General features: G+C 40.3%; 6 protein-coding genes. 5 read left to right on the top strand and 1 reads right to left on the bottom strand.

The window, feature by feature from the left end; translation table 11 throughout:
• Nucleotides 1-55 precede the first annotated feature (55 nt).
• Nucleotides 56-2,035, top strand: coding sequence for a glycoside hydrolase family 3 N-terminal domain-containing protein (locus tag ABD009_RS04590; RefSeq protein WP_343823090.1), 1,980 nt, complete (start codon nucleotides 56-58; stop codon nucleotides 2,033-2,035).
• 83 nt (nucleotides 2,036-2,118) lie between these two features.
• Here ABD009_RS04590 and ABD009_RS04585 read toward each other — a convergent pair whose 3' ends face one another.
• Nucleotides 2,119-3,489: a Na+/H+ antiporter NhaC family protein gene (locus tag ABD009_RS04585; RefSeq protein WP_343823903.1), complete on the bottom strand. Its 1,371-nt coding sequence runs from the start codon at nucleotides 3,487-3,489 to the stop codon at nucleotides 2,119-2,121.
• A 253-nt stretch (nucleotides 3,490-3,742) separates the two neighbouring features.
• Between ABD009_RS04585 and ABD009_RS04580 the strand changes: the two genes are divergently transcribed.
• The 4 genes from ABD009_RS04580 to ABD009_RS04565 all read left to right on the top strand — a co-directional run bounded on the left by ABD009_RS04580 (nucleotide 3,743) and on the right by ABD009_RS04565 (nucleotide 11,933).
• Nucleotides 3,743-7,690 carry a S8 family serine peptidase gene (locus ABD009_RS04580; RefSeq protein ID WP_343823088.1) on the top strand — a complete coding sequence of 1,316 codons (3,948 nt, stop codon included), beginning with the start codon at nucleotides 3,743-3,745 and terminating at the stop codon, nucleotides 7,688-7,690.
• A gap of 222 nt (nucleotides 7,691-7,912) precedes the next feature.
• On the top strand, nucleotides 7,913-10,507 hold the full coding sequence (acnB, locus tag ABD009_RS04575) for a bifunctional aconitate hydratase 2/2-methylisocitrate dehydratase (protein WP_330997745.1): 2,595 nt from the start codon (nucleotides 7,913-7,915) through the stop codon (nucleotides 10,505-10,507).
• Nucleotides 10,508-10,679: 172 nt separating this feature from the next.
• Nucleotides 10,680-11,120: a DUF2177 family protein gene (locus tag ABD009_RS04570; RefSeq protein WP_343823085.1), complete on the top strand. Its 441-nt coding sequence runs from the start codon at nucleotides 10,680-10,682 to the stop codon at nucleotides 11,118-11,120.
• A gap of 159 nt (nucleotides 11,121-11,279) precedes the next feature.
• Nucleotides 11,280-11,933 carry an SOUL family heme-binding protein gene (locus tag ABD009_RS04565; protein ID WP_343823083.1) on the top strand — a complete coding sequence of 218 codons (654 nt, stop codon included), beginning with the start codon at nucleotides 11,280-11,282 and terminating at the stop codon, nucleotides 11,931-11,933.
• Nucleotides 11,934-12,103: the final 170 nt, after the last annotated feature.

Genomic DNA, 12,103 nt, shown 5'->3' with positions numbered 1-12,103 from the left:
CCTGTTATGCAACAACAATGTACTAAAAAAACCTCAGACTGGAAACGTAAATAAAGTGCAGATTAAAAATATCTTTTTGTTCATCGTAATTGCTCTATTTTGTAGTTCATTTACTAAAGCGGAAGCAACTGAAAAGCGTCACGGTTTTAAAGCCATGCCAGATTCAAACGATTGGATCAAAACTGCTTTAGCGCAAAAAATGATGTTGGACTTTAGGTTTTACTGTGAACAAAAGAAAAAACACTGCACTGAACCATTAGTGGTATTAAATCCGGAAATAAAACGCTTTATTCGAGAGTCTGGTATTGGTGGCGTTATTTTATTTTCTGAGAACATTCAAAACACCCAACAAGTCACACAGTTAAACCAAGAGTTTCAACTGGCTGCGTCGCAGTCAAAGTCGAGTTTGCCCTTGTTTATTGGCATTGATCAAGAAGGTGGGCGTGTCGCTCGGTTACCAAGAGTTGAGTATGCGGCGTTCTCTGGAAACATGGCGATTGGAGCTACTTACCATTCACATAAAGCTGACTATGCAAACGAAGTTGGACAGGCCATTGGACAGCAACTTCACCAGTTAGGCTTCAATTTAAACTTTGCTCCTAATGTAGATGTTAATAATAACCCCAACAACCCAGTGATAAACGTGCGTTCCTTTGGTGACAACCCAAAGGTTGTGGGTGTGCTTGGACAAGCTATGTCTGAAGGCATGCGTCACGCTAATATATTAACAACAGCAAAACATTTCCCAGGTCACGGAAATACGTCAATAGACAGTCATTCAGGTTTGTCTGCAGTGATATCGCCGCGCCAAGAGTTGGAAAAAGTAGAGCTACCTCCATTTCGTTATTTGAGCGAAACAAATGCAGTGGATTTTATTATGTCTGCGCACATTCAGTTTCCAGCATTGGACAATAGCCAAATCACCTCAAAAGCGGGTTTGCAGATCACCAGGCCAGCAACATTATCAAGAAAAATTATCACGGGACTGTTAAAAAAAGAATATGGCTTTAGAGGCTTAGTCATTTCTGACGCGTTGGATATGGGAGCAATTGCTAAACACTTCACTGCAGAACAAGCAGTAACTGAAACCTTTAACGCTGGTATTGATGTCGCGTTAATGCCAATGGTGATTGATAGTCCATCGCAAATAAACGCCTTTACCCATTTAATAACAAAACTAAAAGATAAAGTACTGAAGGGCGATATAAATAAACAAGAATTATGGTATTCGTATCAGTCCATTCTAGTGACTAAATTGAAACTCAAAACTAAAGCCCAAGAGCCGCAAGACCAGCAATTGCATAACAAAGAGAAAGGCCAGCAACTACAAAACAAAGGACTTCACCAACAACTTTCAGATAAAAGCCTGACTGTATTAAAAGGTAATGGTCATTTAGCTATTTATCGTCAGGAAACAAAACAAAATCGAGATAATGCTATTTATCGATTGCTGTCGGTTATGCCGGACTCAGGCAAGTGTGAGGCTTTTTCAAATGCTATTAATGAGGCCCAGGCTGCAAAAAACACAAAGAATCCCAAAGTAAAACGTGTTGAATTAACCTGCTTATCCGAGGCTGCGTTGATTCACTCACAGTCTAAAAATACTGGTTCTTTAAGTCATGGTGCAAAATTTGATGGTTTGCTGATAGGTTCTATATCGCCCAAACAATCACCTTACGAAATGGTTGGTGTAGACCAAGCGGAACGACGCCAATTACGTTCGATATCGACTAATCAAAAAAATGCGCGATATATGGCGCTGTTCAAAAAAGCAAAATCACTTGGTTTACAGACTGTTTTTGTCAGTCTTAGGGCTCCCTATGAAGTGGAGTACTTTAAAGCGCAAGTAGATTCAGTAATGTCGACGTACAGTTATAACGTCTATTTCGAATCTGGCACGCGTTCAGGCTCGCATGAAGACAGCATGGAAAACAGAGTTATAAAAGGTGAGGCATATGAAAGTATTGCGAAGCAACTGTTTGGCCTAATAAAGGGAGCGGGCAAGAGTCCAGTCAAAACAGCGAAGGGCACATAAACATTGTTGTTAAATCAAATGGGCACTAACGTCTTTATTTAATCAAGAGTAAGATTTAAGCAAGAGTAAGTGCCCTAATTGAACTACATAACTAAACCGGCAATGATATAGAATACAACGGTTAAACCACCCGCCGTAAGGGCGTAAGGTAGCTGTGTTTTTACGTGTTCAAGCAAGTCACAGCCTGAGGCAACGGCAGATACTGCAGTAGTATCAGAAATTGGTGAACAGTGATCACCAAAAATACCACCGCCCAATATTGCCGACAAAATTAGTGGTGCAGGCAAACCTAGCTCAATAACAAGTGGCATGCCAATTGGGATTAACAGCGCAAAGGTTCCCCAAGATGTTCCAGTAGAGAAAGACATTAATCCGCCGGCGACAAAAATAAGCGCAGGGATTAAAAATAGTGGAATGTTTCCAGCAACGATACTCGCTATAAATTTACCTGTGCCTAGCTCTTTTAAGCTTGCACCTAGCGCTAACGAAAACAAAACAATTACAACTAACGGCAGTAATTCATTCATGCCTTTAAAGCTAATTTCTGTCATTTTTTTGTGGGTAAAACGGCCGCTCATAATCATCATGACATAGGCAACTAATGCCGCCAATGCAGTTGCGTAAAGCACTGAACGAGAACCAGAACCATCGGTAAAATTGCCGTTTCCAGTCCAGAACATAAAGCCAACCATAGAAACTGACATGGTAAATAAAGGGATTAGCATAAAGCGAGGTTTAGAGGCTTCTATCTCAATGTCAGTGGTCTCTAATGCTTTTTTAGGATTTGCCTCTGCTTCTTTCATAGGTCCGTGTGTTTTGTCAGCAATAATAGTGTACAACACAATGGCGATAGTGATTAAGGCATAAAAATTAAGAGGGATAGTTTGAATTAGAGTTGAAACTGCAGACTGTTCTAGTTCGTAACTGCTAACTAATCCTAATACATATGCGCCCCAACCGTTCATCAAAATGAGAATGCAAATTGGTGCGCTGGTACTATCAATAATATAAGCAAGCCTTGCTCGACTCATATTAAACTTGTCGAATAATCCTCTTGAGATAATGCCCGACATTAGTACAGATAGATTGGATTCTATGAAAATAGTAATACCAGTTAAAAAGGGTAACATTCTTGCTCGACGAGCCGTGCCACTGATGCCTTTTTTAATAAGAAATTCAACGGTAGCGGTTACTCCACCAGAGTAGCGCATGAAACCCAGTAAAGCGCCCACTAACATCGAGAAGGTTAAAATACGTGTATTATCGGGTGAGCCAAATACACCGATTACACGCTCTACGCTAGCTATTGAGAACTCAGTAAGTGCAGGTTGTAAACCTTGTGAGCTAAGAATAAGCAGTAATTCAGAGCAAAAAATGGCAACCAGCAGCGCCAAAATTACTTCTTTTTTCCAAAGTACTACAATAACCGCTAATAACGGCGGCAATATGGTCATCCATTCAGACACAGACATTCCTCGTATTTTCAATAACTAAATAATATTGCTGTTATAACACAATAAAAGCGTCTCAAACATAAGGTGTATACCGAATTATTTAATACATACTTAGTTACAAAATTATAGTAGGTTATTTAAACTAATATTGGACATAGGATAATCAGAATCTATTATGTCCAGCCGCTTTGTATCAGTGCTTTCTACATTGTTATGAATTAGTGTTCCAATAAAACCAATTAAGAGTTTGAATATGAATATAAAAAGTACCCTGCCAATAATTGGTTGTGTGGCTTTATTAGGCTTATCTAGCGTATTTACAGTTAGTGCGAGTCAAACAACTAACCAAGTCGAATTGAAGCAACGTTTGATCGGCCAAAAAGTGATGTCGCATCAGCAACGTAATGTTGAGAAAGATAAATACATTATTCAGCTAAATAGTACGCCGCTCATTCAAATACAGCGTGAAGCAAAATCGATATTAAAGCATCAAAAGGCAGGCGCAAGTTCGGTTAATTCACCTAGTTCTTCGTTGAAGCTGGAACAAGCTGCTCAAATTAAACAACGCCAAAATATTAAATACTCGATCACTAAACAAGATGTATCGGCCAAAGTATATGCTGAGTATGACTTTGTTATTAACGGTATAGCTCTAGAAACCAAGTTGTCATTAGAGCAGTTAAGAAGTTTACCAAATGTTAAAGCGGCTTACCCAGTTGAAACCTACCAAGCAAAATTGGACCGTGCTTTGCCTCTTATAAAAGCCTATGAAGCTTGGGATAAAGTGGGCGGGCAATCAATGGCAGGAAAAGGAATTAGAATAGCTGTCATTGACTCTGGTATTAATCCAGAAAACCCTATGTTTAGAGATGCAGGAATGGAGGCTCCAGCGACTAAAGCAACCGATGATTATTGTGCTGAAGTTCCTTCGTTTTGTAATAATAAATTAATAACTGCAAGGTTTTACGAACAAGCTAATTTAGCCGATGGCGAGTTTAATTCACCGCAAGCACTGAGCGGTCATGGCTCCCATGTTGCGGGTATTGCAACAGGTAGAGAGGTGGTTACTGAGTCGGGCGAGATCTTAGTTGGGGTGGCACCTGGTGCTTATTTAATGGTTTACAAAGCACTTTGGGGACAAGATGGAACCGGAGATTCAGCAGGTTTGCTAGCTGCGTTAAACGATGCGGCCAAAGACGGTGCTCATATTATTAATAACAGCTGGGGATCTGACTCTGGTGGTTCACCAAATAATTCAATTTACAAAACAGTTTTTGAAGAATTAGAAGCAAGCAATATTGTAGTTGTATCAGCTGCTGGTAATGAAGGTGAGCTGGGCCCGAAATCAATTGGCTGTCCAGGTTGTATTGAATCCGGGATTACCGTTGCATCAATTACCACGGACCTTATATCTGGTTATATTTTAGAATTCGGTAGTAACCGTGTTGTTTCTTTACCTGGCGATGGTTTTGTGGATGGTACAACATTTAATGCGACTGGTGTATTAGCAACAGATGAGGGGCAACTTGGGTGTAACGCTTGGACTTCAGGTTCAGTAACTGACAAGGTTGCCATTGTAAAAAGAGGGACGTGTACGTTTGCAGCTAAAGCTGGCTTTGCACAAGAGGCTGGAGCTGTAGCTTTGGTAGTATTGAATAACGAACCTGGCGCGCTAATACGCATGCAACTGGATGACTCGATAACGATACCAACCACATTTGTAAGTGATGTTAATGGTCAACGCATTCTCGACTTTTTGAGTAACAGCGGCGCAGAAAATTTCTCCATGAACGGCATGTTTGAATCATCAAATGACGCTGAACTTGCCGATGTAGTTTCGGGCTTTAGTTCACTAGGGCCAAACGGTGATGATGGTTTTATTAAACCTGATATGTCAGCGCCGGGTGACTTGATCTTATCTGCTGCATCGCCTGACGATGAAGTGAGTCCAGGTTTAGATTACGTTTATTTAGGTGGAACTAGTATGGCAACGCCAATGGTTTCTGGCGCGGCGGCTTTGCTTAAGCAATACAATGATGAGTTAACTGCTACGCAAATTAAGAACATTCTAATTAGCAGCGTTGATACTGGGGTCACAGATACAACAGATACAAGGCTTGCTACCGCGTTTGAAACAGGATCTGGACGATTAAACATTGAAAAGGCGATGGCATCTACAACCTATGCGGAAAAGCCAAACTTAGCGAACAATCAATGTTTTATACTCTGTGAAATATCGAACAAACTGATCACTTTGTCATCACAAGCTCAAACTTGGACTGGTGAAGTGGAAATGTTTGACGCAAACATCTCGGCTTCTTTAGCTCCATTTGTATTAACACTAGACGCAGATAATCAGCAAACTGACTTCAGCGTTGAATTTGAGTTACCGTTAGATGCTGCACCCGGCTGGTATTTTGGTCAATTAGTTTGGAGTAATGGACAAGGTCAAACAATTACACAAGCTATAGCAATTTCACAAGGCATTGAGAATAGCGACAAAATAACACTAACAAAAACCAATAGTGATACAGGCTCGGAGAGCTATAGACTGGAGACAACTAACACCACTACAAACAATACATTTAAAGTAGAGTTAGACGCATTAGGTGGCGCGGAATTTGATGTTGATTCTGTGCAGTCACCATTAGCGACGTCTATTGAAAAAACGTCTTCTAGCTTAGTGGTTAATTCCAATCTTGAGCCAGCGAAGTTTAATACTTCCAGTGAGTTGCCGATTAACCTTGATTTAAGTGATAGCGGTTTAAATGCAAATATCGTGACTTGTAATAGTGGTTGTGACGAATTTACATTTGAGCTGCCTATTGAGTTTGATTATTTCGGTGAAGCACAATCTAAGATTACAGTAAGTGAAAATGGTTTGATCATCATTGGCAATGACCTTCCTGCGTCGGTGAATTTAGCAGCAAACCGCAACGTACCAGCACAAAGTGATATCTCAGGTGTGTTAGCGCCGTTTTGGACTGATTTCGATTTAGATGAATTAGCAGATACAAGCGCTTTGGATACAGGTGGAGGCAGCCTTTATTATCTAGACTATGCGGCGAACGGCTCTGAGTATTTGATCATTCAATGGCATGAGGTTCAGCTTTGGGTAAGTGAAAGCCAAGGGTTTGGACTGGATTACTGGGGAATAACAAGTGCTGATGTTGCTTTTACTTTCCAAGTTATTATTGAAAAAGGCACAGACAACATCTGGTTTAACTATATGGATGTTCCTCAACAACCTAACTTTTATACCGTTGGGTTAGAGTCTCCGGATGGCACATTGGGTTACTCGTATTGGTTTAATGGTACTGGTCAATCAGCAGTTACTTCTGCAACGTCTGGACTGTCATTTGAATATGTTGCCGCGGCTACACTTACCGTTGATTTCACAATTAACAATGTTGATTTTAATTCTGAGTTTGCAATCAATGACAATGTTTCCATAGACGAAGATGGGTCAATCACAGTGAGTGTGTTAGATAATGACTTAACAGGTGATCGTGCAGGGGTTGTTGCACGTGTTGGAAATGAAGGCCGTTTAACCAATGTGTTTACTGAAGAGCAAGACTTTACTATTAATAGTTCAAGTCTTGCCCTAGAAAGCGAGCCGTCAAATGGCACGGTTTCGGTAAATGGCGGAGTATTTACTTATGCACCTGATGCCAATTACTTTGGTTCAGACTCATTCAGTTACTCTGTAACTAATAGTAATGACAAAACCTCCACCGCAAGTGTGAATGTAATTATTACGGCTGTGAATGATGCACCTGTAATCACTGCATTAAATGTCCCAAGTAGCATTACAGAAGGCGATACAATCACCCTGTCGGCTGCAGGTACTGACGTTGACAGTGAGCTATTTTACTTATGGGAATTACCAGAAGGTTTCACTACAGATAGTCGCTCAGGCAACTTTATTATTGGTCAGGAAATTGATGTTACATATACCTCGTCTAATGCAGCATCTGGGGTTATTAAGTTAATCTTAACGGATGGAATTGCTGAAGTGACTCAGCAGGCTACAATTACCCTTAATAAGAAAGCGGTAACCACGCCAGTTACACCAACACCAACTACTACACCAACTAAAAGTTCAGGTGGTAGTTCATCACCAATGATGATTTTAATGGTATTTGCCTTGTTGTTTATCAAACGAGCTCAATTATTAAACAAGTTGTTGATTCGTAAATAAACTCTTTAATTATGCTTAAAAGCTTGCCACCTATGCTTTTGCAGATAGGTGGCAATATTAATTGTCACACCATCACGAATATTTATATTCAAAATATAGCTAAATATCGTTCAGGTTATTTCTTTTAGGTCCGCCAGTCTCTATAATTAGCCGCTTTCTGACATTCATGTCTATAGTTACTTTGTGCGAAGTGACACCTATATAAAACAAGAGGACATCATTGTGCTTCAAGAATATCGTAAACACGTTGAAGAGCGTGCCGCTGAAGGTATCGTTCCTAAGCCACTAGATGCAGCGCAAGTTGCTGATTTAGTAGAGCTAATCAAAAACCCGCCAGCTGGCGAAGAAGAATTTATTTTAGATTTGTTAACAAATCGTGTACCTCCAGGTGTAGATGATGCCGCTTATGTTAAAGCAGGCTTTTTAGCTGCTGTTGCAAAAAGCGAAGCAAGCTCGCCAATTCTTTCTGCTGAAAAAGCAACTGAATTACTAGGTACAATGCTTGGTGGTTACAATATCGAGCCAATGATTGACCTTTTAGACAATGCAGACCTAGCAGCAACAGCTGCAACAGGCCTTAAAAAGACATTGTTAATGTTTGATGCGTTTTTTGACGTTAAAGACAAAGCAGACGCAGGAAACGAGACCGCTAAAGAAGTTATGGAATCGTGGGCGAATGCTGAATGGTTCTTAAACAAGCCTAAAGTTGCTGAAAAAATTACAGTTAAAGTATTTAAAGTAACTGGCGAAACAAATACAGATGACCTTTCTCCTGCACCAGATGCATGGTCTCGTCCTGATATTCCATTGCACGCAACTGCAATGTTGAAAATGGAACGTGAAGGTATTAACCCTGATCAACCAGGTACTATTGGTCCAATTGAGCAAATTAAACAGCTTCAAGAAGACAATATCCCACTAGCTTATGTTGGTGACGTTGTTGGTACTGGTTCTTCTCGTAAGTCTGCAACAAACTCAGTTTTATGGTTCATGGGCGATGATATCCCTAATGTTCCTAACAAACGTGCTGGTGGTGTGTGTCTAGGTGGCAAAATTGCCCCAATCTTCTACAACACAATGGAAGACTCAGGTGCACTACCAATTGAATTAGACGTTCAAAAAATGGAAATGGGCGATGTAATCGACATTTTCCCATATGAAGGCGTTGTTAAGCGTAGCGGTACTGACGAAGTAATCTCTACTTTTGAATTATCAAAAGTGTTATTAGATGAAGTTCGTGCTGGTGGTCGTATTCCACTAATCATTGGTCGTGGTTTAACTACACGTGCTCGTGAAGTACTTGGTCTTGGCGCAACAGACATCTTTGCTCTTCCTACTGATACAGCTGAATCTACAAAAGGTTACACGCTAGCTCAGAAGATGGTTGGTAAAGCATGTGGTGTTGAAGGCGTTCGCGCTGGTCAATACTGTGAGCCTAAGATGACAACGGTTGGTTCTCAAGATACAACCGGTCCAATGACTCGTGACGAACTTAAAGATCTTGCATGTCTTGGTTTCCAAGCTGATTTAACTATGCAGTCTTTCTGTCACACATCTGCTTATCCTAAGCCAGTTGACGTCAATACACATCATACGTTACCAGACTTCATCATGAACCGTGGCGGTGTATCACTTCGTCCAGGTGACGGTGTAATTCACTCATGGTTAAACCGTATGTTGTTACCAGATACAGTTGGTACTGGTGGTGATTCACATACTCGTTTCCCTCTTGGTATTTCTTTCCCTGCCGGTTCTGGTCTAGTAGCATTTGCTGCGGCAACAGGTGTTATGCCTCTTGATATGCCTGAATCAGTATTGGTTCGCTTTAAAGGTGAAATGAAGCCTGGTATTACATTACGTGACTTAGTGCACGCAATTCCTTACTACGGTATTAAAGAAGGTCTACTGACTGTTGCTAAAGCCGGTAAAGTTAACGAATTCTCTGGTCGTGTACTTGAAATTGAAGGTCTTAAAGGCTTAACAGTTGAGCAAGCATTTGAATTATCTGATGCATCTGCTGAACGTTCTGCTGCTGGTTGTTCAATCAAGATGGACGAAGAAGCGGTTGCTGAGTACTTAAACTCTAATATCGTTATGCTTAAGTGGATGATCTCTGAAGGTTACGGTGATGTGCGTACTATTGAACGTCGTATCAACGCAATGCAAGAGTGGTTAGACAATCCATCATTGATGGAAGCGGACGCTGACGCAGAATACGCACACGTATTAGAAATTGACCTTAATGACATTAACGAGCCAATCGTATGTTGTCCAAATGACCCAGATGATGCAAAACTATTATCTGACGTTGCTGGCACAAACATCGACGAAGTATTCATTGGTTCTTGTATGACTAACATTGGTCACTTCCGTGCAGCTGGTAAATTAATGGCTAACTTTGGCGGTGTATTACCAACTCGTACTTGGGTTGCTCCACCAACTAAGATGGACCGTGATCAGTTAACAGAAGAAGGTTACTACTTCACATATGGTAAAGCTGGGGTTCGTATTGAAACTCCTGGTTGTTCACTATGTATGGGTAACCAGGCGCGTGTTGCAGATGGTGCTACGGTACTTTCTACTTCTACTCGTAACTTCCCTAACCGTCTTGGTACAGGTGCAAATGTATACCTAACGTCTGCTGAACTAGCCGCGGCTGGTGCAATCATGGGTAAAATCCCAACAGTTGCAGAATACATGGAATACGCGAAGCACATTGATACAACAGCGGCGGATACGTACCGTTACTTGAACTTCCACAAGATGACGCAATACACGGATAAAGCTGAAAAAGTTATTATTCAAAAAGCGGTTTAATATTTGAATAAAATAGCGAGTGAAGCTTCAAGCATTGCGCTCGCTAACTTATTTAAGTAAGAATAAAAAGGCACATTTATTGTGCCTTTTTTTGATCCTATAAACTGACTTACTCGTTACGGGAACTCAGTAATTAAAAAACGTGTCACTTTTAAACATGGAGTAAAAGTAAATGCGCGACAACATCATTAAGTTTTTATCTAGTATTTGTGTCTCTATGCTAGCCATTTTTCTTTGTTTTGCTGTACTCGACTTAATTTGGTTCACCTTTATATCAGGTGACTGGTACCAGCAAGAGATGCAGGGCCTGATGCGAACCGAATTCATAATATGGCCTTGGTTAGCTTTCTACTTCTTGTATGGTGGCGTGACCTTTGTATTAGCAGTTGTAGCGAATAGAGATAAACCTATTTATTACGCAGGCATTGATGGTGCACTGTTAGGTTTAGCAAGTTATGGCGCTTATAACTTAACGAGTTACAGTATTTTAGAAGGTTTTTCGCTATTTATTATGGCCGTAGATTGGAGCTGGGGAACATTTCTAACTAGTGTTTGCGCAATGGCTGGTTGGGCTGGTTTCCAAAAAATGAGACCGAAAATAGACCAAAAGTGAAAAAGAAAAATAATAAAGTTTGATACACAGTCGAACTTATTACGTAACTAAACAGATATCTAAGAAAGTAAATAGCTAGAAAGTAGATAGCTAAGTAGGTAAATAAGCCAGCGTTTGGTTAACTATATAGCGTCACTTAACTCGTAATAAGGAAATATTGTGAATAAGCTAATAACAATTTTTGTAACCACACTTCTTGCAGGTTGTTCTATCGTGGGCGAAGCAGGGGTAGAGTCTGCTCCTTATAAATTGCTTAAAGCCGATAAAGACAAAGAGACAGAAACAAAAATAGAAATACGCGAATATCAGTCAATGGTTCTGGTTTCTACGAGTATGGATGACGATGGCAGAAACAGTGCTTTCAGACGTTTATTTAATTACATCGCTGGCGATAATTCAGGTCAACGAGAGATAGCAATGACAGCGCCTGTTTATATGGGTAATGATGCGGCGAGTGGCGAAGGAATGAAAATTTCGATGACGGCGCCTGTATTTATGAATAGTGACGTCGCGTCTTCCGGTGGGGCTAATGTTATGTCCTTTGTCATGCCTGACAGTTTTACTTATGACTCGACACCTATACCGAATAACCCAAAAGTAAAAGTCTCAGAAGTTAAGAACTATAAAGTCGCCGCTATTACTTTTAGTTGGACGTTAAGCGACAGCAATGTAAAAAAGCACACAAATATTTTACTCGATTACTTAAAGCAGAATGATTTTACTGTTACAGGTAAGCCTTATACAGCAGCTTACAACGGACCAATGACATTGCCGATGTATCGTAAAAATGAAGTGCTAATTCCAATTCAGTAGCTTGTTGAGATGTATTCTTAATTATTTAAGACATATTCTTAACCCGTTAAGACAAATATTTAAACTGAATAGCAAAAATTGAAATATTAAGAGCCTGAGAACTATAAAGTTTCAGGCTTTGTTATTTAAAAATAATGACAGTGTTTTAATCTCGCCTAAGCTTTGTGATA

This window comes from Psychrosphaera haliotis, from assembly GCF_039523615.1.
Lineage (GTDB): Bacteria > Pseudomonadota > Gammaproteobacteria > Enterobacterales > Alteromonadaceae > Psychrosphaera > Psychrosphaera haliotis.
Note: the sequence above shows the minus strand (reverse complement) of the source record. Positions and strands in the feature narration are given on the sequence as shown.

What these genes read in the sequence shown, in the direction of transcription:
- ABD009_RS04570 (WP_343823085.1), top strand. Translation starts at nt 10,680, where the DNA reads ATGCGCGACAACATCATTAAGTTTTTATCTAGTATTTGTGTCTCTATG.
- ABD009_RS04585 (WP_343823903.1), bottom strand. Translation starts at nt 3,489, where the DNA reads ATGACCATATTGCCGCCGTTATTAGCGGTTATTGTAGTACTTTGGAAA.
- ABD009_RS04580 (WP_343823088.1), top strand. Translation starts at nt 3,743, where the DNA reads ATGAATATAAAAAGTACCCTGCCAATAATTGGTTGTGTGGCTTTATTA.